We start from the raw sequence: 23,795 nt of genomic DNA, 5'->3' as shown, positions 1-23,795 counted from the left end.
TCCACCCCGAAGGGCTTCACCGTTCGACTTGCATGTGTTAAGCACGCCGCCAGCGTTCGTCCTGAGCCAGGATCAAACTCTCCGTGAATGTTTACCCGTAATCGGGTCCACACTCGCGTTGAGCGGCACGGCAACCACCGGAATAAGGCGGTCCCGCGCACTGCGTCCTCGCTAGTGTTATTTCAAAAGGAATCTCCAACCCCGATCAGAAGATCAAGGCCGGGGATGTCAACATATCTGGCGTTGACTTTTGGCACGCTGTTGAGTTCTCAAGGAACGGACGCTTCCTTCGAACCGCCTTCCGGCAGGCCCTCCGGGCTTCGTTCTTTCGTGTCTCCAGCTTATCAGATGTTTTCCGCTCCGTTTCCGGGGCTTCGTTCATCCAACTCGCCGGTGTCTTCCGGGGCTTGACGCCCTGTCCGACGTTTCAAACTCTAGCCGATCTCCGCTCCGAAAAGCGAATCCGGCCGCAACCCGATAAACGCGCACACCGAATACGCACCAGGCCGCGACGCGAAAACGACGAAGCGACCCGGCCCGAACCGGGAAGTGGTGTTTCAGAGGATTGGCCGCCCCGGGACCGTCCGCGCAGATGCGTGTCCGGTGCTCCCTGCCGAGCGACTAGAGAACAGTACTCCTCCTTCGGACCGACGCCAAACGCCCCAGGCCCCAGGCCCCGGACCCCGGCCCCCGGGCCCCACGCGCGGCGCCCTCGGACGGCGGTAAACGCCGACGTTCATCGTTCGTCTACCGCCGCCGCCCATGCTCCTTCCCAGCGGCGGCCACGAGGCCTCGTGGCCGCCGACAGCACGAGAGCCGACAGCACGAGAGAGGTCCACGGGGACATGAAGATGATGAAGACGCTGCGACGCACGGCCATCGGGGTAGCGGCCGGCATGCTGGCGCTGGCCGGGACGATCTCCTCTACCGGGACCGCACAGGCCGCCACCGGATACGGATCGACGTTGGGCGAGCCCGGGGTGCTCTACCCGGGCGACTACCTCGAATCCGAGGACACCCGGCTGTACATGCAGGGCGACGGCAACTTCGTCCTCTACAAGTACGCCACGTCGTTCCCGACGGCGGTGTGGTCGGCTCCTGGAACCCTGGGCTGCGGCCAGAAGGCGATCATGCAGGGTGACGGCAACCTCGTCGTCTACGGCGCAGGCAACCGCATCTGCTGGGCCCGTGGCACGTACAAGAGCAGTTCCCTGGCGACCGCCAGCCTGGTGGTGGCCCCCAAGGGCGGCCTCTCGGTCGTCTACGTCACGCCCCGCCAGCTGAGCATCGTCACGGACACCTTCCGCAGCTCGGACCCCTACTAAAGAGGTCCAAAGAGGTCCGCGCGAGAAGAAGCCCTCAGCCCCGCTCGGTGAACCACCTGACCAGGTCGGCCACCGTCCAGCGCGGCCGGGCCGCGAGCCGCGTCGCCGCCGCTCGCAACAGCACCGGCAGGTGGCCGCAGAGCGCGGCCACCTCCGCCGCCGTGTCCGGCTCCTGCCGGACACGCTCCGGGCCGATGATCCGGGCCAGCAGCTCGTAGGCGTCGTGTGGCTCCAGCGGTCCCACCGCCAGCCGTACGGCGTCCTCGGGCAGCGCGCCCGGCTCCGCGCCCGCGACCACTGCGGCGCAGCCCGCCGTCCCGGGCAGCAGCGGCCCGGGGTCGGCCACGCCGTCGAGCAGCACCAGTACCCGCCGCCCGGCGAGCAGCCCGCGATAGCGCGCGCCGAGTTCCTCGACGCCCGCGCCCACCATCGGCCGTTCTCCCAGCGCCCGCAGGAACCCGGCGAGGACCGCACCCGCCTCGCCGCCGCCCGCGTACAGCTGCCCGTCCGGGAAGGCGTCCTGCACGAGGTGCGCTACGTGCACCGCCAGCGCCGAGGCGCCGCTGCCCGCCGGCCCCGACAGCCCCAGCACCGACGCGCCGCCCGCCCGCAGCGCCCGCTCGGCCTCCCGCGCCTGCGCCGCCCGACCGACCAGGTCCGGGATGTCCGGCGGCAGCTGCTGCGGCCTCGGCAGCCGCCGCGGGACCACCGGCGCCTCGCCCCGCCTGATCTGCTCGGCCAGCTCGACCAGTGCCGGGGCGGGTTCCAGCCCCAGGTCCCCGTCCAGCCGCTCCCGCAGCGCCTCGTACTCGGCCAGCGCCTCCGGAGTGCGGCCGCAACGGTGCAACGCCAGCAGGTGCAGCCGGTGCAACTCCTCGTCCTGCGGGTGCTCGGCCGCCAGCCCGGCCAGCTCCTCCAGCGCCTCGGCGTGCCGCCCGAGCGCCAAGTCGAGGTCGAACCGCGCCTTCACTGCCGCGAACCGCCCGGCGGCCAACCGCTCCCGCGACCGCTCGGCGAACGCCCCCGGCACCCCGTCCAGGGCCAGGCACCCGTCCCACATGCCGAGCGCCTCCACCAGCAGCTCCCGGGCCCGGAACGCGTCCTGGTGACGCAGCGCGACGGCCTGGGCCACCGCGGCCTCGTAGCGGAACAGGTCCACCGACTCGCGCGGCACCGCCAAGCGGTAGCCCCCGGCCACCGCGACCAGCAGCCCGGGCTCCCCCAGGGCGCGCCGCAGCCGGTGCGCGTGGGTGCCGATCTGCCCGACCGGATCCTTCGGCCAGCGACCGTCGTCCTCTCCCCACACACCTTCGACCAGCCGCTCCGTCGGCACCAGCTGGCCCGGGGCGAGCAGCAGCGCGGCCAGCACCGCTCGCTGCTGCGGTCGGCCCAGATCGACCTCCCGACCGTCGCACCGGGCGCGCAGCGGCCCCAGCACGCGGAATTCGAGCCGCACGGCCCACCCCTCGAAGCTCTCGTTCCGGTGCACAATCTGTGATGACTGAGCATAGGTCGCCGGGGTATGGGGGCGCCGCTGTCCGGACGGAAGTGGCGGAATACCGGTGCGGAACGACTCTTCGGGACGGGACACATGGGTGACATGGGGGGAGCCGGGCTGCGGTTCGGACTGCTGGGGCCGCTGCGGGCCTGGTACGGGGGGCGGGAACTGGAACTGGGCAGGCCGCAGCAGCGGGCCGTGCTCGCCATGCTGCTGGACGCCGCTGGACGGACGGTCTCCGTCCCGGTCCTGGTCGAGGGCGTGTGGGGCGGGGCCGCGCCGGCCGACCCGCGCAAGGCCGTCCAGCTGGCCGTCTCCCGGCTGCGCAGCGCCTTCCGGCCGTACACCGGCGACCACCCGGAGCGGCTGCCGCTGGTGCGGATCGGCGACGGCTACGCGCTCAGGGCGCCCGAGGCCGATGTCGACGCCACCGCGTGGGAGACACTGCTGGGCGAAGCCGAACGGCTGCGGGAAGCCGACGCGCCGCCGCAGGAGGTCCGGGAGGTGCTGCGGAGCGCCCAACGGCTGTGGGTCGGCGAACCGCTGGCCGGACTGCCCGGGCCGCACGCCGAGGCCGTCCGGGCCCGCCTCACCGAGCAGCGGATCTCGGCCAACGAGACGGCACTGGAGCTGGACGCCGACCTCGGCGACCGCCCCGACCTCACCGCGGCGATCGCCGCCTTCGCCCTGGAGCACCCCGGCCGCCCCCGGCTCACCGCCGTCCTGATGCGCGCCCTCTACCAGGCGGGCCGCAAAGCCGAGGCGCTGGCCGTGTACGAGGACGCCCGCGCCTGGCTCCCGCCCGGCAGGAGCGCCCCCGCCGACCTCCAGCTGCGCATCCTGCGCGAGGACGCCTCCCTGCTGCCCGCGCACGCCGCCACCGGCCCGGCCGAACCCGTCGCCACCGCCACCGGCTGGCAGACCCCCGACCAACTCCCCTCCGGCCTAGCCGACTTCACCGGTCGGACCGAGGAGGTCAAGACCCTCGCCGACCAGCTCTCCGCGGCCGGCGGGCGCGCCGTCGTCGTCTCCGCCCTGGACGGCATGGGCGGCGTCGGCAAGACCACCCTCGCCGTGCACGTCGCCCGGCAGATCCGCGTCCGCTTCCCCGACGGGCAGCTCTTCGCCGACCTGCGCGGCGAGGACCGCACCCCGCCCGACCCGGGCACCGTCCTCGCCGGGTTCCTGCGCGCCCTCGGCGTCGACCCCGCCGACGTCCCACCGGACACCGGGGAACGCAGCGCGCTCTACCGCTCCGTCCTGGCCGGCCGGCGCGTGCTGGTCGTCCTCGACAACGCCGCCACCCCCGGCCACGTCGAACCGCTGCTGCCCGGCTCGGCCGGCTGCGCTGTCCTCGTCACCAGCCGCCACCGGCTGGCCGGCCTCGCCGGAGCCCACCAGATGCGCTTGGACACCCTGCCCGCCGAGCAGGCCCTGGAGCTGCTCACCCGGATCGTCGGCGCCGCACGCGTCACCGCCGAACCCGCCGCCGCCGAGGAGGTCGTCCGGGCCTGCGGGCTGCTGCCGCTGGCCGTCCGGATCGCCGCCTCCCGGCTCGCCGCCGACCCGGCGCTCACCCTCGCCGCCCTCGCCGAAGGACTGCGCCACGAGCACCGGCTGGCCGAACTCAGCGACGGCGAACGCACCGTCGAAGCCACCTTCGCGCTCTCCTACCACCGACTGGATCCCGAACTCGCCCGCGCCTTCCGCCTGTTGGCGATGCCCGACGCCCCCGACATCCCGCTGTCCTGTGCCGCCGCCCTGCTCGACCGCACTGAGGCCGAGACCGACGACCTGCTCGAAACCCTGGTCGACCTCAACCTGCTGCACTCCCCCCGCTTCGGCCGCTACGGCTACCACGACCTCGTCCGCGCCTACGCCCGCGGCCGGCTCGCCGACGAGGACGGCCCCGCCGAACGCACCGCCGCCCTCGACCGGCTGCTCGACTTCTGCCTCGCCACCGCCCGCAACGCCGACCGCGCGGCCCGCAAGGCCGACCCGGCCGAACTCAGCCTGCTCGGCGCCCCCGCCACCGCCCCGGGCCGGACGATCGCGGACGGCACCGAAGCCGTCCGCTGGATGCGCGACCAAGCCGACGTCCACGCCGCCGTCATCGCCCTCTCCTGCGCCGACCCGGCCCTGCCGCTCGACCGCGCCGCCGAACTCGCCGACCGGATGGGCGCCATCCTCCCCGAACGCGCCCGGACCGGCGTCATCGTCGAGCTCGCCGGACACCTCGCCCGACAGGCGGCCTCCCGCGGCGAACCCGGGCCGCTCGCCCTCGCCCGCTACCTGCGCGGCAGCATGCTCTGGCACATCAACGACTACGCCGAGTCCGAGGAGGAGATCCGCCGGGCCGTCGCCCTCGCCGAACAGGACGAGCGCACCGAGCGCGTCCTCGCCAAGGCCCTGATCACCCTCGGCAGCAACGCCCGGATGCACGGCCGCTACGCCGAGGCGGCCGAGCACGCCGGCCGCGCCGCCGACCTGTTCCACCGCCTCGACGCCCAGCGCGCCGAGGGCAGCGCGCTCGGCGAGTTCGCCTTCAGCGCCGCCCAGACCGGACGCCTCGACGAGGCCAGGGCCGCCGCCGAACGCAGCGCCCACCTGATGAGCCGCTCCGGCCCGGTCTCCGCCGCCACCGGCCGCTACTACCTCGCCCGGGTGCTGCGGCTGTGCGGCGACCCGGAGGAAGCGCTCGCCCACGCCGTCGCCGCCCGCGAGGAGTTCACCACCCTCCAGGTCACCGTCTTCGCCGCCGCGGCCGGCGACCTCGCCGCCCGCATCCACGCCGAGGCCGGCCGCTGGCTGCTCGCCGTCGACGCCGCCGAGGCCGTCCTCCCGCTCGCCCGCCGCACCAGCGCCGCCCTGGAGGCCGCCCTGCTGCGCACCCTCGGCACCGCGCTCACCGGCCTCGGCCGCCCGCGCCAGGCCCGGGCCTGTCTGTCCGACTCCCTGGAGGTGTACGAGCGGCTGGGGCTGTCGGAGGACGCGGCGCAGGTCAGGGGGCTGCTGGAACGGTAGACACGGGATCAACGGCCTTGTGCGCTACGCGCGTTGACCCGACGTCTACCGCGACCGGGGAACGTCTCTCCCGCCAGGCCCCGGGCCGCACGAGCAGCGGCGGCCCGGGGCAGCACCACAGACGAGAGGCGCAACCATGCCCACGCTCCCGCAGCACGGCCAGACCTGGACCCTGAAGTCCGCCAACGGAACGGTCGCCGACGTCCGCTCCAGCCTGACCTCGGCCGGCACCGCCATCCAGTCCTGGGGCCCCAACGGCACCACCGCCCAGGGCTGGACCTTCTGGGCCAAGGAGAACGGCAGCTTCCTCCTGGAGACCCAGCTGACCACCGGCAAGCACCCGGGCGGCCAGGCCATGGTCATGGACTACAACTACTCCATCGGCCAGACCTGGCTGTACAACGAGCACAACCGGCCCAACCAGCACTGGACCTTCGAGCCCGTCGACAACGACTGGGTCCGGATCCGCACCACCCGCACCGACGAGGGCCCGCTCTTCCTCACCGCGGCCGCCCCGGGCTCCCCGCTCGCCCTGGCCCGGCAGGACGACCGCAACCCGGCGCAGCGCTGGCAGCTCGTCCCGGCCGGGGGCGTCAGCGGCGGCGGCCGGCAGCAGCCCCAGCCACAACCGCAGCCCCAGCCGCAGCCCGGCGGCGACTTCCGCACGGAGATGCTGAACGCCGTCAACGCCGAGCGCGGCCGGGTGGGCGCCCCGCCGCTGAGCTTGGACGACCGCCTCAGCGCGGCCGCCCAGCGGCACGCCAACGACATGTCCGCGCACGACCTGACCGACCACAACGGCACCGACGGCAGCACCCCCTGGTCGCGCATCGGCGACGTCGGCTACCGCAACGTGGCCGCCGCCGAGAACGTCACCCCGGGCAACAGCGTGGCGGAGGCCATGCAGATGTGGATGAACAGCCCGCACCACCGGGACAACATCCTCAACCGCGACTACAACCGCATCGGCATCGGCTACTCGCCCCGCCAGGGCGGCCACAACTGGGGCCGCTACGTGCAGACCTTCGTCAAGGCCTGAGACCCCCGACCTCCTACTGTCGTAAAGCCCGGAACCGCGCGGCCGGAGGATCGGCGAGGTAGCCGTTCAGAAGGTCGAAGGTGCGGAGCTGCTCCGGGAGCCGCTCGTACCACGCGAGTCCGGATCTGTTGCACGAGTCGCACACGATGCCGCGCACGCACCGTCCGCAGGAATCGGACGACTTGGGGCAGCAGCCGTGGTCGTGATCGACATGCCAGACGCCTTTTCCTCCGGGCTCCGTGCGCCCGCATATTCCGCACCGCCCGCCCTGGAACTCCAGCAGTCCCGTGTACTCCTCCCACGAGAGGCCGTAGCGGGACCTCAGGTGGAACTGCTTGCGGTAGTCGCGAGCGCACTCGGTGCACTTGCAGAGCAGATCGTCGGGTGCATGGCCACCGCCTGCCACGACCTCACAGGCCTCGCTCACCGGACCCACCCGGCACACCCGGAGCGGCTTCAGCTGCCCGTCACGATATTGCTGGAGCAAGTGGGGTTTGCAGAGCGAGTTTGCCTCCGCGATCAGTTCACACCCCGGATAGCCACACACAACACGCGCCTTCTTCCGCCGCACCGGGCTCAGCGGCACCCCCCGCTTCAGTTGGGCGTAGTGGGCCGCACACAGGCTCCGGCGGGTTCCCGGACGATCACACGCGGGACCGACACACATTTTCTGAGCCAAGCGACGCATCCTCCGCGGTCCTTCGCGCCCTCTCCCGTCCCAAGACCCAACCGACGGTACCTGGAGGGTCCGACAAACCGATCCCACGTCCCACCACCCCAGAAGGAGATTCCCAATGATGCTGTCAAACTGCCGTGAGTGGCTCTCGGGAGCCAGCTCACGCCGCGGCGGCAGCTGGCGCTGGCGGCAGTGCGGCGGTCGCGTATGAGGGCCCAGAGCACGTTCAGGCGCCGCCTGGCGAGCGCCAGGACGGCCTGCTTGTGGGACTTCCCCTCGTCGCGCTTGCGCCGGTAGAAGGCCTTGGAGACGGGGCAATGCACGGCGGCTCGGGCAAGGTCGTCGACCTGGACAGCTGGGGCTCCGGGGCCGTCCAGCTCTGGGACACCCCCGGCGGCTGGGACGGCCTCAACCGTCCGGCCGGTGACTGGATGTCGGCCAACCAGAAGTGGCGGCTGACCGACGCGGACCGCGGCTGGTACCTGATCCGCAGCGCGGCCACCGGGCAGTGCCTCGGCTCCTCCGGCCTCGGCCAGGCCACCAGGGTCACCACCTGCGACCCCGGTGACCCGGCCCAGCGCTGGCTGCTGGGCTGACGGAACCACCGGGCCCGGGCCGCTCGCCGACGTCGAGCGGCCCGGGCCCGTCCTCGTTCGGGCCCGGACTTGCCACGGAACAGGCGTGCTCTATGCTGCGTACGACTTCTACACCCGTGTAGAGGCGAAGCGGGAGCGCCCTCCCCGACCGCGGGCGGTCGAAGCCCGCACCGGAACCGGCCACCCCGAACCGGCGTCCAGAACTGGCAGCACCATGAGCCGACTTCCGGACAGCCGGACAGTCCGACGTGAGGACATCGGGACGTTCGGACTTCGGGATGAACGGACGGCGAGCGGCGCAGGCGCCACCGTGGCGCACGGAACGCGGGAACAGCGGGGGTGAGGGCGTGGCGGGGCAGCGAGGACGGTCAGCCGACCAAGGAGCACGGCGGCGGGCGGCGGACGGCGGACCCGCCGGGCGCCCCCTGCGCGGCGGCCCCGCACTGCCCGCGGCCGCCGCCGTCGGGCTGCCGCTCGCGGGCGCCGTGGTCGACGAACTCTCCGGCCCCGGCATGGGGTTGGCCTTCGCGGTGAGCGCGGTGCTCGGCACCGGCGTCGCGGCCGCCCTGAGCGGCCGCAACGGCTGGTGGTGGGTGCTCGCCGCCTCCCCGCTGGTCGTCCTGGGAGTGACGGTCGCCGTCGAGCTGGCCGCCCACCGCGACCGGTACCTGGGCAAGGGCCTGGCCACCGGCGCCGCGAAGTGGGTGGTGCACGGCTTTCCCGTGATGGCCGAGGCCGCCGCCGCGGCCGTCATCGTGATCGCGGTCCGGCTGGTCCGGGCGAGGAGGAGGCAGCATGGCTGACAACGCCGGGGACGGCCGCCGCACCAGGACCCGCCGCCCCTCCCCGCTGCTGATCGCGGGACGGGTGGTGGCCTGCACCGTCGGGCTGGCGGTGTTCGCCGCCAGCGGGGTGGTCTGGTACGAGTACAAGCAGCTCACCGACGGGATGACCACCTCCAACGTCATCGCCGAGACCAAGAAGAACGCGCCCAAGCACCTGGACAACTCGGTCAACCTGCTGCTGATCGGCCTGGACAGCCGCAAGAACATGGACGGCACGGACCTCCCGCCCGAGTTCGTCCAGGACGAGCTGCACGCCGGCCACAGCTCCGACATCGGCGGCTACAACACCAACTCCCTGATCCTGCTGCACATACCGGCGAGCGGCGGCAAGGTGCAGGCCGTCTCGATCCCCCGCGACGACTACGTCATGACCTACGGCGCCGACGGCAAGCAGGCCGGCATGCGCAAGATCAAGGAGGCGTACGGCGAGGCCAAGGACAAGGCCACCCCGGCCCTCCAGGCCAAGGGGCTCAAGGGCGCGGACCTGGAGAAGGCCGGGCGCGACGCCGGACGCGCGGCGACCATCCAGACCGTCCAGAAGTTCCTCGACCAGCCCGTCGACCACATCGCCGAAGTCAACCTGATGGGCTTCTACGACATCGCCAAGGCGCTCCAGCCGATCGAGGTCTGCCTCACCCACGACACCAAGGACCCGGCCATGGAGGGGCAGGGCTCCGGGGCCGACTTCCACAAGGGCATCAACAAGCTCAACGCCTCGCAGGCGCTCTCCTTCGTCCGCCAGCGCCACAACCTCGACGGGGGCGACGGCAACGACAGCGACTTCGCCCGCACCCACCGCCAGCAGGCCTTCATCTCCTCCGTCGTGCACAACCTGAAGCAGAAGGGCGTCATCGGCGACCTCGGCAAGATGCAGGAGCTGATGGGCGTGGTGCAGAAGGACCTCGTCATCGACAACGAGTGGAACGTCCTGGACTTCGCCCAGCAGGCCCCCAACCTCACCGGCGGCAACGCGGAGTTCCGCACCCTCCCGGTGGCCGAGCTCAAGCGGGTCAACGGCCAGGACGTCAACATCGTCAGCCCGCCGCAGATCCAGAAGATCGTCAAGCAGCTCTTCGGCTACGCGGACACCAGCCCCGCTCCGGCCCCGACCGACGAGAGCGCCGCCCCCGCCGCCCCCGCCGCCCCCGCCGCCTCCGCGGCCCCCGCCCAGTCGGCCACGACCCCGCCCCCGGCCGCCGCCAAGTCCGTCACCGTGGACGTCTTCAACGCCTCCTCGGCCGCCGGCGTCACCTCCGCCTCGGAGGCCAAGGCGCTGGCCGCGATGGGGTTCAAGGAGGGGAGGACCGGCCCGGCGAGCACCAGGCCGAAGACCACCACCGTCACCTACGGCAAGGGCGCCAAGGAGGCCGCCGACCGGATCGCCGCCCGCTACGGCGTGACCGCCACCGAGTCCGCCTCCACGGCCGCCGAGCACGTCGTCGTCACCCTCGGCACCACCTTCACCGGCGCCGCCGGGGACAAGCCCGCCGCCGACGCCCCGCCCGCCCCGGACACCAACGTGCCCCAGCAGGGCCCCATGGTCGACGCGGAGTCCGACGGCGGCATCCCCTGCGTCTTCTGAGCCGCCCCTGAGCCGCCCCTGAGCCGCCCCTGAGCCGCCCCTCCGTCGAGGACCTCGGCCCGGTACCCGGCACCCGATCACCCCCCGCGCTCGAACGCGGGCGCCGTCGCGTTGCGGGAACCCTTGGCGAAATTCTCCGTACTATGTATAGTGTACTGCGTACGGGATAACGGGACAGCCGTTACGAGTACCGACGAGAGGGTCCTTCCTTGCAGATCACCAAGACCGCCGTCTCCCTGACCGTCGAGGACGTCACCGCCTCCGCCGCCTTCCTCAAGCGGCACTTCGGCTACACCGAGGACATGTCGGCCGACGGCTTCGTCTCGCTCGTCCACCCCGGCGGCGGGGTGGCCGTCGTCTACCTGCGGCGCGGAATCGAGGTGCTGCCCGAGGAGCAGCGCCACCGCCTCGCGGACGGCGTGATCCTGGCGTTCGTCGTCGAGGACGTCGCCGCCGAGGAGCGGCGGCTGCGCGAGGAGGGGGTCGCGATCACCCTGCCGCTGCGCGAGGAGCCGTGGGGCGAGAAGCTCTTCCAGATCACCGACCCGAACGGGGTGGCGATCGAGCTGGTCGAGTGGGTCAAGCCCCAGCAGTAGGCACGAACGGCGGCGCCCCCTGACCCGGTCGGGTCAGGGGGCGCCGCCCGGTTGGGCCGCCGGGGTCAGTCCACCGTCCAGGTGTCGTTGCCGGCGAGCAGGGCGGCCAGGTCGCCGGGGCCGCCGCGGCTGGTGGCGGCGGCCAGCTGGTCGGCCATCAGCTCGTCGTAGACGGGGCGTTCGACGCTGCGGAGCACACCGATCGGGGTGTGGTGGAGCGTGTCGGCGTCGGCGATGCGGGAGAGGGCGAAGGCCGTGGTGGGGCTGGACGCGTGGGCGTCGTGGACCAGGACGTCCGCCTCGTTGTCCGCGGTGACGGGGGCGGTGGTCAGCTCGCCGTCCGGGCCGCGGAAGACGCCGTTGGCCAGGTCGGCGCCGAAGCGGACGGGCCGGCCGTGTTCGAGCCGGATCAGCGCCTCGTCCCGGCTGCCCGGCTCCTTCAGGACCTCGAAGGCGCCGTCGTTGAAGATGTTGCAGTTCTGGTAGATCTCCACCAGGGCCGTGCCCCGGTGCCGGGCGGCCTCGCGCAGCACCGACTGGAGGTGCTGGCGGTCGGAGTCGATGGTGCGGGCGACGAAGGTGGCCTCGGCGCCGATCGCCAGCGACAGCGGGTTGAACGGGGCGTCCAGGGAGCCCATCGGGGTGGACTTGGTGATCTTGCCGAGTTCGCTGGTCGGCGAGTACTGGCCCTTGGTGAGGCCGTAGATCCGGTTGTTGAACAGCAGGATCTTCAGGTTGACGTTCCGCCGCAGGGCGTGGATCAGGTGGTTGCCTCCGATCGACAGCGCGTCGCCGTCCCCGGTCACCACCCACACGCTCAGGTCCTGGCGCGAGGAGGCCAGCCCGGTCGCGATCGCCGGCGCCCGGCCGTGGATGGAGTGCACCCCGTAGGTGTTCATGTAGTACGGGAACCGCGAGGAGCAGCCGATGCCGGAGACGAACACGGTGTTCTCGCGCTTGATGCCCAGCTCGGGCATGAAGGACTGGACGGCGGCCAGGATCGCGTAGTCGCCGCAGCCGGGGCACCAGCGCACTTCCTGGTCGGTCTTGAAGTCCCGTGCGCTCTGCGGTCCTTCGGCCTTGGGGACGAGGTGCAGGGAGGGGAACTGCTCGCTCATCGGTGGTCCTCCTCGTCCAGGGTGCCGATCGCGGCCGACAGCACGTCCGCCAACTGGGCGGCCTTGAAGGGCAGTCCGCGGACCTGGTTGTAGGACTCGGCGTCCACCAGGTACTTCGCCCGCAGCAGCAGGGCCAGCTGCCCCAGGTTCATCTCGGGCACGATGACCTTCTCGTAACTGCGCAGCACCGTGCCCAGGTTGGCCGGGAACGGGTTGAGGTTGCGCAGGTGGGCCTGGGCGACCTCGCCGCCGTCGGCGCGCACCCGGCGCACCGCGGCGGTGATCGGCCCGTAGGTCGATCCCCAGCCGAGCACCAGCACCCGGGCGTCCCCGCTCGGGTCGTCCACCTCCAGGGGTTTGACGGTGATGCCGTCGACCTTGGCCTGGCGGGTGCGGACCATGAAGTCGTGGTTGGCCGGGTCGTAGGAGATGTTGCCGGTGCCGTCCTGCTTCTCGATGCCGCCGATCCGGTGCTCCAGGCCGGGCGTGCCGGGCAGCGCCCAGGGCCGGGCGAGGGTCCGCGGGTCGCGCAGGTAGGGCCAGAAGGCGCCGTCCTCGCGGTTCGGTCCGGTCGCGAACCGCGGGTCGACCAGCGGGAGTTCGTCGACGTCGGGGATGCGCCAGGGCTCCGAGCCGTTGGCCAGGTAGCCGTCGGAGAGCAGGAAGACCGGGGTGCGGTAGGTGACCGCGATCCGGGCCGCCTCCAGGGCCGCGTCGAAGCACTCCGCGGGCGTGGCCGGGGCGACGATCGGCACCGGCGCCTCGCCGTTGCGGCCGAACATCGCCTGGAGCAGGTCCGCCTGCTCGGTCTTGGTCGGCAGGCCGGTGGACGGTCCGCCGCGCTGGATGTCCACGATCAGCAGCGGCAGTTCGAGCGACACCGCGAGCCCGATCGTCTCCGACTTCAGCGCGACGCCGGGCCCGGAGGTGGTCGTCACTCCCAGCGCCCCGCCGAACGAGGCGCCCAGCGCGGCCCCGATCCCGGCGATCTCGTCCTCCGCCTGGAAGGTGCGCACCCCGAAGTTCTTGTGCCGGCTCAGCTCGTGCAGGATGTCCGAGGCCGGGGTGATCGGGTACGAGCCCAGGTACAGCGGCAGGCCGCAGCGCTGCGCGGCGGCGATCAGCCCGTAGGACAGGGCGAGGTTGCCGGAGATGTTGCGGTAGCGCCCGGCCGGGAGCCTGGCCGGCGGCACCTCGTACGAGACCGCGAAGGACTCGGTGGTCTCGCCGAAGTTCCAACCGGCCCGGAAGGCGCTGATGTTCGCCTCGGCGATCTGCGGCTTCTTGGCGAACTTGGTGCGCAGGAACGACTCCGTCCCGTGCGTCGGCCGGTGGTACATCCAGGACAGCAGGCCCAGGGCGAACATGTTCTTCGCCCGCTCCGCGTCCTTGCGGGCCAGGCCGCTGTCCTTGAGCGCCTCCAGGGTCAGCGTGGTCAGCGGCACCTTGTGCAGGTGGAAGGCGTCCAGCGAGCCGTCGCCGAGCGGATCCGCCGAGTAGCCGACCTTGGCGAGGGCGCGCTTGGTGAACTCGTCGGTGTTGACGATGATCTCCGCGCCGCGCGGCAGGTCCGGCAGGTTCGCCTTCAGCGCCGCCGGGTTCATCGCGACCAGCACGTTCGGGGCGTCGCCCGGCGTCAGGATGTCGTGGTCCGCGAAGTGCAGCTGGAAGGACGAGACGCCCGGCAGCGTCCCGGCGGGCGCCCGGATCTCGGCCGGGAAGTTCGGCAGCGTCGACAGGTCGTTGCCGAAGGACGCCGTCTCCGAGGTGAAGCGGTCACCGGTGAGCTGCATGCCGTCACCGGAGTCGCCGGCGAAGCGGATGATCACCCGATCGAGTCTGCGGATCGGCTTGCCGCCCTTCACCGGTGGGCCGCCCGGGGCGGTCGGGCCGGCGGGCGCGGCCGAGCCGGGGCCGGCGTCGCCGTTCCCGCTCCGGGCCGCGTCGCCGTCCGGGCCGTCCACTGCCTCTGACTGATCGACCTGACTGGTCACTGCCGCGGACCTCCTCGTGGGCGCACCACCGCGGGCGCGGCCCCGTGCCCCGTCCGCTTGGTGCACCTCTCGCATCCTATGCGGGCTGACATGACGACGGCCGGAGCCACGGCAGATTTCACCGGCCCGCGACTGCACCGCACAGGAACGTCAACGCCCGCCCGGCGGAGATCATTCCGGCTCCGGCGGGCGGGCGCGAGGGCGCGGCGGACGCATGGCCGAGATGCGCTCCCGGGCGTCGCCGGGGAGCGCCGTCCGGTCGCGGGCGGACGCCCTCAGGAGTTGAGGTAGGTGAGCACCGCCAGCACCCGGCGGTGGTCCTCCGCGCTCTGGGTCAGACCCAGCTTGAGGAAGATGTTGCTGACGTGCTTCTCCACGGCGCCGTCGGAGACCACCAGCTGCTTGGCGACGGCGGCGTTGGTGCGGCCCTCCGCCATCAGCCCGAGCACCTCGCGCTCGCGCGGCGTGAGATTGGCCAGAACGTCGCCCTTGCGGCTGCGGCTGAAGAGCTGCTGCACCACCTCCGGGTCCAGCGCGGTGCCGCCCTCGGCGACCCGGACCACCGCGTCGGCGAACTCGCGCACCTCGGCGACCCGGTCCTTGAGCAGGTAGCCGACGCCCCGGGTGGAGTCGGCCAGCAGCTCCGAGGCGTAACGTTCCTCCACGAATTGCGACAGCACCAGCACGCCCAGTCGCGGGTAGCGGGCCCGCAGCTCGACGCAGGCGCGCAGGCCCTCGTCGGTGTGGGTCGGGGGCATCCGCACGTCGGAGACCACCACGTCCGGCAGGGCGTCGGCCGCGGCCAGCTCGTGGATGGTCCGCACCAGGGCCTCGCCGTCCCCGACCCCCGCGACGACCTCCAGGCCGCGGTCGGTGAGCAGCCGGGTCAGGCCCTCCCTCAGCAGTACGGAGTCCTCGGCGATGACGACGCGACGCATGGCGACCTTCCGGGCAGGGAGTGCTGACGGGAGTCAGTCTCCCCCATCACCGGGCGCACCGGGTCCCCCAGTCCGGCCACGTCCGCGGCCGCGGGGGCGGCGCCGGCCCGGCTCACATGGTGCGGATCGCCACCGCGTCGCAGAGGCCCACCAGGGCGGTCTTGGCCGCGCAGTCCGGCAGCGGGGCGAGCAGCGCCCGGGCCTCCTCGGCCCGGCGCAGCGTCTCGGCGCGGGCGCGCTCCAGCGCGGGGTGGGCGCGCAGCAGGCGCAGCGCCTCGGCGTGCAGGTCGTCGTCCGCGAGGTCCTGGTCGAGCAGTTCGCGCAGCCGGGTGTCGTCCGGGTCGGACGGGTCGGCGGGCATCTGCCGCAGCAGCAGGGTCGGCAGGGTCGGCACGCCCTCGCGCAGGTCGGTGCCGGGGGTCTTGCCGGACTCGTGGCCGTCGCTGGCGATGTCGAGCACGTCGTCGGCCAGCTGGAAGGCGATGCCGATCCGCTCGCCGAACTCGCCGAGGGTGTCCACCAGGTCGCGCTCGGCACCGGCCATCAGCGCTCCTATCCGGCAGGAGACGGCGATCAGCGAGCCGGTCTTGCCCTCCAGGACGTCCAGGTAGTGCAGCAGCGGGTCCATCTCCGGGCCGGGGCCGCGGGTCTCCAGGATCTGGCCGGTGACCAGCCGCTCGAAGGCCTCGGCCTGCATCCGCACGGCCTCCGGGCCGAGGTCGGCGAGCACCTGGGAGGCGCGGGAGAACAGGAAGTCGCCGGTGAGGATGGCGACCGAGTTGTCCCAGCGGGAGTTGGCGCTGGGGGCGCCTCGGCGCACCGGCGCCTCGTCCATGACGTCGTCGTGGTACAGCGTGGCCAGGTGGGTCAGTTCGACCACGACGGCGGCGGGCACCACGCCGGGCGCGCCCGGGTCGCCGAACTGGGCGGCCAGCAGCAGGAGCAGCGGACGGAAGCGCTTGCCGCCGGCCTCCAGGAGGTGGCTGGCGGTGACGGTGATGAACGGGACGTCGCTCTTGACGGCCTCGCCGAGCGCCGCCTCCACCGCGTCCAGTCCGGCCTGGACGTCCCGGGTCAGGTCGCGGTCCTGCACGCTGAGCCCGAAGGGTTCCACGACGGTCACGAAGACCACTCCTCTGTCCCTGGTCGATCTAGCGGCCTGGTCCCTGAGTGCCGCCGCTGGCCATACAGGCAGGGTATCCGGTCGTGAGTGGATCACTGCACGGGCGTGCGGATCCTGTCATGATCGTGCTTGATGCCCTGGTCAGGACGGATGTGTGGCTCGGACGGCGGTGGGGGCGAATTCGGCCGGAAATAAAGGCGGGAGAGCCCTCGGGCTCCCCCGCCGCGGGCTGCCGGCAAAGAGCCGTCCGGGCCGCGCGGCGGAGCGCGGCCCGGACGGGTCCCGGTCGGGAGCGGTGGACGCGAAGGCCGGCGGAAGGGCCGGCGACGGACTCGGCGAAAAGGTCAGCGCACGAACAGTGAGGCCTTGGAGGCCAGGTCGAGGAAGTACTGCGGGAGCAGTCCGAGACCCAGCGTGACCAGTACCCCCACTCCGATCGCGGTCGCCGTGAAGGCGCTCGGGATCGCCACCGTGGGGCCGCCCGGCTGCGGGTCCGAGAAGAACATCAGCACGATGACCCGGATGTAGAAGAACGCCGCCACCGCCGAGCTCAGCACACCGACGACCACCAGCGGGGTGGCGCCGCCGCTGGCCGCAGCCTGGAAGACCGCGAACTTCCCGGTGAAGCCCGAGGTCAGCGGGATCCCGGCGAAGGCCAGCAGGAACAGGGCGAACACCGCGGCCAGCAGCGGCGAGCGCCGTCCGAGCCCGGCCCAGCTGGACAGGTGGGTCGCCTCGCCCTTGGAGTCGCGCACCAGGGTGACCACGGCGAACGCGCCGAGCGTCACGAAGGAGTACGCCAGCAGGTAGAACAGCACCGAGGAGATGCCCTGCTTGTTGACGGCGATCACGCCGGTCAGGATGAACCCGGCGTGCGCGATCGAGGAGTACGCCAGCAGGCGCTTGACGTCCTGCTGGGTCACCGCGAGGACCGCGCCGACCACCATGGTGAGGATCGCCACCCCCCACATCACCGGCCGCCAGTCCAGCCGCAGGCCCGGGAAGGCCACGTAGAACAGCCGCAGGAAGGCGCCGAAGGCCGCGACCTTGGTGGCCGCCGCCATGAAGCCGGTCACCGGGGTCGGCGCGCCCTGGTAGACGTCCGGGGTCCAGGAGTGGAAGGGCACCGCGGCGACCTTGAACAGCAGGCCGACGGCCAGCATCGCCAGGCCGGTGAGCACCAGCGCGTCGCTCTGGGTGGTGCTCAGCTGCGCCGGGGTGGTCATCGCCTTGCCGGAGATGACGTCGCCGATGTCGCCGAGCTTCACGCTGCCCGCGTAGCCGTACAGCAGCGCGGTGCCGAACAGGAAGAACGCCGAGGCGAAGGCGCCGAGCAGGAAGTACTTGACCGCCGCCTCCTGGGAGAGCAGCCGGCGGCGGCGGGCCAGCGCGCACAGCAGGTACAGCGGCAGCGAGAAGACCTCCAGCGCCACGAACATGGTCAGCAGGTCGTTGGCGGCCGGGAACAGCAGCATGCCGGCGACGGCGAACATGGTGAGCGGGAAGACCTCGCTGGTGGCGAAGCCGGCCCGGATCGCGGCCCGCTCGTGCTCGCCGCCGGGGGTGGCGGCGGCCTGGGCGGCGAAGGCGTCGGCGGGCAGGCCGCCGGCCTTGGGCTCCAGCCTGCGCTCGGCGTAGGTGAGCACCGCGACCACCGAGACCAGCAGGATGACGCCCTGGAGGAACAGCGCCGGGCCGTCCATCGCGACGGTCTCCATGGCCAGCAGGTCGATCCGGGTGAAGCCGTGGCTGCGGACGGCCAGCACCACCACCGCGACGAAGGCGCCGGCCAGCCCGGCCAGGGCCAGCGCCACCTGGGTCCAGTGCCGGTACCGGCGGGGCACGAAGGCCTCGACCAGGACGCCGGCCACGGCGGCGGCGAACACCACGATCATCGGGGACAGTTGGCCGTACTCGATGTGCGGCGCCGGGATGCTGGCGGTGTTGCCGCCCGCGGCGGCGAGCATTGCGGTGGCGCTCACTTCTGCTCACCTCCTGAGGTGGCGGCGACGGGGTGGGCCGGCGCCGGATCGGTCTGGTGGACCTGCGACAGCGTCGCGTTCACCGAGGGGTTGACCAGGTCGGTGAGCGGCTTGGGGTAGACGCCGAGCAGGATGGTCAGCGCCACCAGCGGGGTGACCACGGCGAGTTCGCGGGCCTTGAGGTCGGGCAGCGTCCGCACGCCCTCCCGCACCGGGCCGGTCATGGTGCGCTGGTACAGCAGCAGGGCGTACAGCGCGGCCAGCACGATGCCGAAGGTGGCCACGACGCCGATCGCCGGGTAGCGGGTGAAGGTGCCCACCAGCACCAGGAACTCGCTGACGAACGGGGCGAGGCCGGGCAGCGACAGGGTGGCCAGGCTGCCGATCAGGAACGTCCCGGCGAGCACCGGGGCGACCTTCTGCACCCCGCCGTAGTCGGCGATCAGCCGCGAGCCGCGGCGCGAGATCAGGAACCCGGCCACCAGCATCCAGGCCGCCGTGGACAGGCCGTGGTTGACCATGTAGAGGGTGGCGCCGCTCTGGCCCTGGCTGGTCAGGGCGAAGATGCCCATGATGATGAAGCCGAAGTGCGAGATCGACGCGTACGCCACCAGGCGCTTGATGTCCTTCTGGCCGATCGCCAGCAGCGCGCCGTAGACGATCCCGATCAGCGCCAGGACCAGGATCGCCGGGGCGAAGGTCTTCGAGGCGTTCGGGAACAGCCCGAGGCAGAAGCGCAGCATCGCGAAGGTGCCGACCTTGTCCACCACCGCGGTGATCAGCACCGCGGTGCCGGCGGTGGACTCGCCCATCGCGTTCGGCAGCCAGGTGTGCAGCGGCCACAGCGGGGCCTTCACCGCGAAGGCGAAGAAGAAGCCCAGGAACAGCGCCTTCTCGGCGGTGCCGCTCAGCTGGAGCCGGCCGTCGGCGATCGCCGAGGTGAGGGTCGGCAGGTCGAAGGTGCCGAAGCCCTGGTCCTGCGCGATCACGTACAGGCCGATCACGGCGGCCAGCATCACCAGGCCGCCGAGCAGGTTGTAGAGGAGGAACTTCACGGCCGCGTAGGAGCGCTGGCGCGCCGACTCGGGGCCGCCGGCCCGGTCCCCGAAGCCGCCGATCAGGAAGTACATCGGGATCAGCATGGCTTCGAAGAACACGTAGAACACGAAGACGTCGGTGGCGTAGAAGGAGACGATCACCATCGCCTCCACCGCCAGGATCAGGGCGAAGAAGCCCTGGGTCCGGCGCACGTTCTCGAAGGTGCCGTCGGGCCCGGCGGCGCCCGGGTCGGCGTCGTGCCAGGAGGCGAGGATCACCATCGGCACCAGCACCGCCGTGAGCAGGGCGAGGACGGCGCCGATGCCGTCCACCCCGAGCGAGAAGGTGATGCCGAAGGAGCGGATCCAGCTGTACGACTCGGTCAGCTGGAAGCGGTCGCCGTGCGGGTCGAACCGCGTCGCCACCACGGCGGCCAGCGCCAGGGTGACGGCCGAGACGCCCAGCGCGACGGCCTTGGTGGTCCTGCGCCGGGCCTCGTTCGACCCGGCCGGCAGGGCGGCGGTCAGTACCGCGCCGGCCGCCGGGACGGCGCAGGTGGCGGTCAGCAGCGCACTCATGGCCTGACCTCCCAAGGTGATTCGGGACGAGTCATCAGACGGACCTCATCAGGAGAGTCATGGCGGCCAGCACCAGCGTGCCGCCGAACATGGAGAGCGCGTACGAGCGGACGAAGCCGTTCTGGACCCGCCGCAGCCGGCCGGAGAGACCGCCGATGGCGGCGGCCAGGCCGTTCACCGCGCCGTCCAGGCCGCGGCTGTCGAAGAAGACCAGCGTCGCGGTGAGCGCCGAGCCCGGCCGCACCAGCACGGCGTGGTTGAAGTCGTCCTGCAACAGGTCACGGCGGGCGGCCCGGGTGAGCGGGGAGCCGACCGGCGCCACCACCGGGACGGGCGAGCGCCCGTACATCAGGTACGCGAGGCCGACGCCGGCCAGCATGCAGGCCGTGGTGAGCCCGGTGACGGTCCACGCGCCGAGCGGCGAGTTGCCCTCGCTGTGGCCGGTGACCGGCTCCAGCCACTTCAGGAAGCCGTCGTTGACGTCGAACAGCGCGCCCGCGCCCGCCGAGCCGACGGCCAGCAGCACCATCGGGATCACCATCGTCCTCGGCGACTCGTGGGGGTGCGGGAGGTTGCCCTCCGCGTCGGGCTGCCAGCGCTTCTCGCCGAAGAAGGTCAGCACCACCACGCGGGTCATGTAGAACGCGGTGACCGCCGCGCCGACCAGCGCGCACAGCCCGAGGATCCAGCCCTCGGTGCCGCCCTTGGCGAAGGCCGCCTCGATGATCCGGTCCTTGGAGAAGAAGCCGGACAGGCCCGGGAAGCCGATGATGGCGAGGTAGCCGACGAAGAAGGTGCCGAAGGTCCACGGCATGGACTTGCGCAGTCCGCCGTAGTGACGCATGTTCACCTCGTCGTTCATGCCGTGCATGACTGACCCGGCGCCGAGGAACAGCCCGGCCTTGAAGAAGCCGTGGGTCACCAGGTGCATGATCGCGAAGGCGTAGCCGATCGGGCCCAGCCCGGCCGCCAGCACCATGTAGCCGATCTGCGACATGGTCGAGCCGGCCAGCGCCTTCTTGATGTCGTCCTTGGCGCAACCGACGACGGCACCGAACAGCAGCGTGACCGCGCCGACCACCACCACGGCGGTCCGGGCGTCCGGCGCCAGGTCGAAGACCGCCGCGGACCGGGTGATCAGGTAGACCCCGGCGGTCACCATGGTGGCCGCGTGGATCAGGGCCGAGACCGGGGTCGGGCCCTCCATGGCGTCCCCGAGCCAGGACTGCAGCGGCACCTGCGCCGACTTGCCGCAGGCCGCCAGCAGCAGCATCAGGCCGATCGCCGTCAGCTTGCCCTCGCTCGCCTCGTGCGCGCTCCCGAAGACCGGGTCGAAGGCGAAGGAGCCGAACTCCGCGAACATCAGCATGATCGCGATGGACAGGCCCATGTCGCCGACCCGGTTGACGACGAAGGCCTTCTTCGCCGCCGTCGCCGCGCTCGGCTTGTGCTGCCAGAAGCCGATCAGGAGGTACGAGGCCAGGCCCACGCCCTCCCAGCCGAAGTACAGCAGCAGGTAGTTGTCGGCGACCACCAGCAGCAGCATGGCCGCCAGGAACAGGTTCAGGTACGCGAAGAAGCGGCGCCGGCGCTCGTCGTGCGCCATGTAGCCCACCGAGTACAGGTGGATCAGCGTGCCGACGCCGGTGATCAGCAGGACGAAGGTCATCGAGAGCTGGTCGAGCCGGAAGGAGATGTCGGCCTGGAAGCCGTTCACCGGGATCCAGCTGAACAGGTGCCGGGTGACCGCCCGGTGCTCGGCGTCGCGGCCGAGCATGTCCGAGAACAGGACCAGGCCGAAGCCGAACGAGAGCGCCGCGAGCGCCGTGGCCAGCCAGTGGCCGTACCGGTCCAGCGCCCGGCCGCCGAGCAGCAGCAGGGCGGCACCGGCCAGTGGAGCCGCCACCAGCAGCGGAATGAGAGAGTTCACCGAGGCCCTCCGCCTACAGCTTCATCAGGTTGCTGTCGTCGACCGAAGCGGAGTGCCTGGTCCGGAAGATGGAGACGATGATGGCGAGGCCGACCACGACCTCGGCCGCCGCGACCACCATCGTGAAGAACGCGATGATCTGGCCGTCCAGGGTCCCGTGCAGCCGGGAGAAGGTCACCAGGGCGAGGTTCGAGGCGTTCAGCATCAGCTCCACGCACATGAACAGCACGATCGCGTTGCGCCGCACCAGCACCCCGGCCGCGCCGATGGTGAACAACAGGGCCGACAGGTAGAGGTAGTTGACCGGGTTCACTCCGCGCCCTCCTCGTCGCCCGGGTGCTTCACGTGGTTCGCCGGCACCGGCTCGCCGTTCACCGGCCCGCGCCCGCCGTTCACCGGGCCCCGCTCGCCGTTCGCCGGCACCGGCTCCAGCGACCTGCGCGGAGCGGCCACCGCCGGCCGCTCCGAGGAGGGACGGCCCAGCCAGTCCGCCGTGGTGTTCTCCAGCTCCGCCATCCGCCGCAGCATCGCCTGGCTGACGTCCCGGACCTGGCCGCGCTCGCGCAGCGTCGCCATCACCGAGTCCTCGGCGATCGTGCCGTCCGGCAGCAGCGCCGGGACGTCCACCGCGTTGTGCCGCGCGTACACGCCCGGCGCCGGCAGCGGCGGCACCTGGATGTTGTCCTTGACCCGCTGCGCCGCCAGCTCGCGCTGGGTCTTGGGCGCCGTCACGTGCTCCCGGTGGGTCAGCACCATCGCACCGATCGCCGCCGTGATCAGCAGCGCGCCGGTGACCTCGAAGGCCCACACGTACCGGGTGAAGATCAGCCGGGCCAGGCCCGGCACGTTGCCCTCGGCGTTCGCCTCGGACAGCCCGGTGAAGTGGTTCAGCCTCGCGTTGGCGATCCCGGCGACCAGCAGCACCCCGAAGCCCAGCCCGCACAGCGCCGCGGCGAACCGCTGGCCCTTCAGGTGCTCCTTCAGGGGCCCCTCCTGCCCGTTGGCGGGCGAGGAGGGAGAGTCCTCGCTGGTGACGCCGACCAGCATCACCACGAACAGGAACAGCATCATGATCGCGCCGGTGTAGACCACGATCTGCACCACGCCCAGGAACACCGCGCCCTGGGCCATGTAGCAGACCGCCAGCGCCAGCATGGTGGCCGCCAGGCAGAGCGCGCTGTGCACGGCCTTGCGCATCGTCACCATGCCGAGCGCGCCGCCGACCGCGATCACCGCGAGCACCCAGAACTGGACGGCCTCACCCGTGGAGGTCGTCCCGGTCGCTTCCGCCAGCCGCGCGATCACTGCCGCACCTCCTTCTCCCGGTCGGTGCGCTCCTGCTGGACCGTCCCCGGCGCCGCCGCGGTGACCTCGCCCCGGTAGTAGGCGCCCTCGTCGGTGCCCGGGAAGATCGCGTGCGGGGTGTCGACCATGCCCTCGGACAGGCCCACCAGCAGCTGCTCCTTGGTGAAGATCAGGTCCCGGCGGGAGGAGTCGGCCAGCTCGTACTCGTTGGTCATGGTCAGCGCCCGGGTCGGGCAGGCCTCGATGCACAGCCCGCACAGGATGCAGCGGGCGTAGTTGATCTGGTACACCGCGCCGTAGCGCTCGCCCGGGGAGTAGCGCTCCTCGTCCCGGTTGTCGGCGCCCTCCACGTAGATCGCGTCGGCCGGGCAGGCCCACGCGCACAGCTCGCAGCCGACGCACTTCTCCAGGCCGTCCGGGTGCCGGTTCAGCTGGTGGCGGCCGTGGAAGCGCGGAGCGGTGGGCTTCTTCTGCTCCGGGTACTGCTCGGTGAGCCGCTTCTTGAACATGGCCTTGAAGGTCACGCCGAAGCCGGCGGCCGGGCCGAGGATCGACGGGCGGTCGCCCCGTTCGGGGCGGTCCGTACGGTCGGACTGGTCGGACATCTC

At 72.0% G+C, this 23,795-nt stretch carries 19 protein-coding genes, 1 rRNA gene and 1 pseudogene; 7 read left to right on the top strand and 14 right to left on the bottom strand.

The features are described 5' to 3' along the window. Positions 1-88 (bottom strand): 16S ribosomal RNA (locus ACZ55U_RS06305); the annotation flags it as partial. 757 nt (positions 89-845) lie between these two features. Here ACZ55U_RS06305 and ACZ55U_RS06300 point away from each other — a divergent pair. After that, positions 846-1,325, top strand: coding sequence for a hypothetical protein (locus ACZ55U_RS06300; protein ID WP_465522986.1), 480 nt, complete (start codon positions 846-848; stop codon positions 1,323-1,325). Between the two features lie 34 nt (positions 1,326-1,359). Here ACZ55U_RS06300 and ACZ55U_RS06295 read toward each other — a convergent pair whose 3' ends face one another. Continuing rightward, positions 1,360-2,781 carry an AfsR/SARP family transcriptional regulator gene (locus ACZ55U_RS06295; protein WP_465522984.1) on the bottom strand — a complete coding sequence of 474 codons (1,422 nt, stop codon included), beginning with the start codon at positions 2,779-2,781 and terminating at the stop codon, positions 1,360-1,362. 135 nt (positions 2,782-2,916) lie between these two features. Between ACZ55U_RS06295 and ACZ55U_RS06290 the strand changes: the two genes are divergently transcribed. Together ACZ55U_RS06290 and ACZ55U_RS06285 are read left to right on the top strand one after the other, a co-directional pair. Next, positions 2,917-5,847: an AfsR/SARP family transcriptional regulator gene (locus tag ACZ55U_RS06290; RefSeq protein WP_465522982.1), complete on the top strand. Its 2,931-nt coding sequence runs from the start codon at positions 2,917-2,919 to the stop codon at positions 5,845-5,847. Between the two features lie 136 nt (positions 5,848-5,983). After that, the gene (locus tag ACZ55U_RS06285; RefSeq protein ID WP_465522980.1) at positions 5,984-6,886 is read left to right on the top strand and encodes a CAP domain-containing protein; all 903 of its coding nucleotides are present in this window, start codon (positions 5,984-5,986) and stop codon (positions 6,884-6,886) included. A gap of 13 nt (positions 6,887-6,899) precedes the next feature. Here the strand turns inward: ACZ55U_RS06285 and ACZ55U_RS06280 are convergent, their stop codons facing one another. Both ACZ55U_RS06280 and ACZ55U_RS06275 read right to left on the bottom strand, forming a co-directional pair. After that, on the bottom strand, positions 6,900-7,553 hold the full coding sequence (locus ACZ55U_RS06280; protein ID WP_465523010.1) for an endonuclease domain-containing protein: 654 nt from the start codon (positions 7,551-7,553) through the stop codon (positions 6,900-6,902). A gap of 203 nt (positions 7,554-7,756) precedes the next feature. Beyond that, positions 7,757-7,879 (bottom strand): annotated as a pseudogene (locus ACZ55U_RS06275) (IS110 family transposase); the annotation flags it as partial. On the opposite strand from ACZ55U_RS06275, the gene ACZ55U_RS06270 reads away from it, so the two are divergent. The 4 genes from ACZ55U_RS06270 (at position 7,880) to ACZ55U_RS06255 (ending at position 11,181) form a co-directional block, all read left to right on the top strand. Beyond that, complete coding sequence (locus tag ACZ55U_RS06270) at positions 7,880-8,158, top strand: RICIN domain-containing protein (protein WP_465522978.1); 279 nt, start codon at positions 7,880-7,882, stop codon at positions 8,156-8,158. Positions 8,159-8,505: 347 nt separating this feature from the next. Next, positions 8,506-8,961 (top strand): DUF6542 domain-containing protein, encoded by a 456-nt coding sequence (locus tag ACZ55U_RS06265; protein WP_465522976.1) that lies wholly within the window; start codon positions 8,506-8,508, stop codon positions 8,959-8,961. Then, positions 8,954-10,585, top strand: coding sequence for an LCP family protein (locus tag ACZ55U_RS06260; protein ID WP_465522974.1), 1,632 nt, complete (start codon positions 8,954-8,956; stop codon positions 10,583-10,585). Before ACZ55U_RS06265 ends, ACZ55U_RS06260 begins: the two co-directional genes overlap by 8 nt. A gap of 209 nt (positions 10,586-10,794) precedes the next feature. Beyond that, positions 10,795-11,181, top strand: coding sequence for a VOC family protein (locus tag ACZ55U_RS06255; protein WP_465522972.1), 387 nt, complete (start codon positions 10,795-10,797; stop codon positions 11,179-11,181). A gap of 65 nt (positions 11,182-11,246) precedes the next feature. Here the strand turns inward: ACZ55U_RS06255 and ACZ55U_RS06250 are convergent, their stop codons facing one another. The 10 genes from ACZ55U_RS06250 to nuoI all read right to left on the bottom strand — a co-directional run bounded on the left by ACZ55U_RS06250 (position 11,247) and on the right by nuoI (position 23,792). Further along, positions 11,247-12,299, bottom strand: coding sequence for a 2-oxoacid:ferredoxin oxidoreductase subunit beta (locus ACZ55U_RS06250; RefSeq protein WP_465522970.1), 1,053 nt, complete (start codon positions 12,297-12,299; stop codon positions 11,247-11,249). Next, positions 12,296-14,368 carry a 2-oxoacid:acceptor oxidoreductase subunit alpha gene (locus tag ACZ55U_RS06245; protein WP_465522968.1) on the bottom strand — a complete coding sequence of 691 codons (2,073 nt, stop codon included), beginning with the start codon at positions 14,366-14,368 and terminating at the stop codon, positions 12,296-12,298. The genes ACZ55U_RS06250 and ACZ55U_RS06245 overlap by 4 nt, the downstream gene beginning before the upstream one ends. Before the next feature lie 200 nt (positions 14,369-14,568). Beyond that, complete coding sequence (locus tag ACZ55U_RS06240) at positions 14,569-15,231, bottom strand: response regulator (protein ID WP_465522966.1); 663 nt, start codon at positions 15,229-15,231, stop codon at positions 14,569-14,571. A 112-nt stretch (positions 15,232-15,343) separates the two neighbouring features. Then, positions 15,344-16,354 (bottom strand): polyprenyl synthetase family protein, encoded by a 1,011-nt coding sequence (locus tag ACZ55U_RS06235; protein WP_465522964.1) that lies wholly within the window; start codon positions 16,352-16,354, stop codon positions 15,344-15,346. A 344-nt stretch (positions 16,355-16,698) separates the two neighbouring features. Further along, positions 16,699-18,321 carry an NADH-quinone oxidoreductase subunit NuoN gene (gene nuoN / locus ACZ55U_RS06230; RefSeq protein ID WP_465523008.1) on the bottom strand — a complete coding sequence of 541 codons (1,623 nt, stop codon included), beginning with the start codon at positions 18,319-18,321 and terminating at the stop codon, positions 16,699-16,701. Positions 18,322-18,332: 11 nt separating this feature from the next. Further along, the gene (locus ACZ55U_RS06225) at positions 18,333-19,952 is read right to left on the bottom strand and encodes an NADH-quinone oxidoreductase subunit M (protein WP_465522962.1); all 1,620 of its coding nucleotides are present in this window, start codon (positions 19,950-19,952) and stop codon (positions 18,333-18,335) included. Positions 19,953-19,986: 34 nt separating this feature from the next. Beyond that, entirely contained in the window at positions 19,987-21,882 is a 1,896-nt protein-coding gene (gene nuoL, locus ACZ55U_RS06220) for an NADH-quinone oxidoreductase subunit L (protein ID WP_465522960.1), read from the bottom strand. Between the two features lie 13 nt (positions 21,883-21,895). After that, positions 21,896-22,195: an NADH-quinone oxidoreductase subunit NuoK gene (gene nuoK, locus ACZ55U_RS06215; RefSeq protein ID WP_049652557.1), complete on the bottom strand. Its 300-nt coding sequence runs from the start codon at positions 22,193-22,195 to the stop codon at positions 21,896-21,898. Beyond that, positions 22,192-23,184, bottom strand: coding sequence for an NADH-quinone oxidoreductase subunit J (locus ACZ55U_RS06210; RefSeq protein ID WP_465523006.1), 993 nt, complete (start codon positions 23,182-23,184; stop codon positions 22,192-22,194). The genes nuoK and ACZ55U_RS06210 overlap by 4 nt, the downstream gene beginning before the upstream one ends. Next, positions 23,184-23,792 carry an NADH-quinone oxidoreductase subunit NuoI gene (nuoI, locus tag ACZ55U_RS06205; RefSeq protein WP_465522958.1) on the bottom strand — a complete coding sequence of 203 codons (609 nt, stop codon included), beginning with the start codon at positions 23,790-23,792 and terminating at the stop codon, positions 23,184-23,186. The genes ACZ55U_RS06210 and nuoI overlap by 1 nt, the downstream gene beginning before the upstream one ends. Positions 23,793-23,795 lie beyond the last annotated feature (3 nt).

Source organism: Kitasatospora sp. NPDC034533 (genome assembly GCF_055575155.1).
This window is presented reverse-complemented; position numbering and strand designations above follow the sequence as displayed.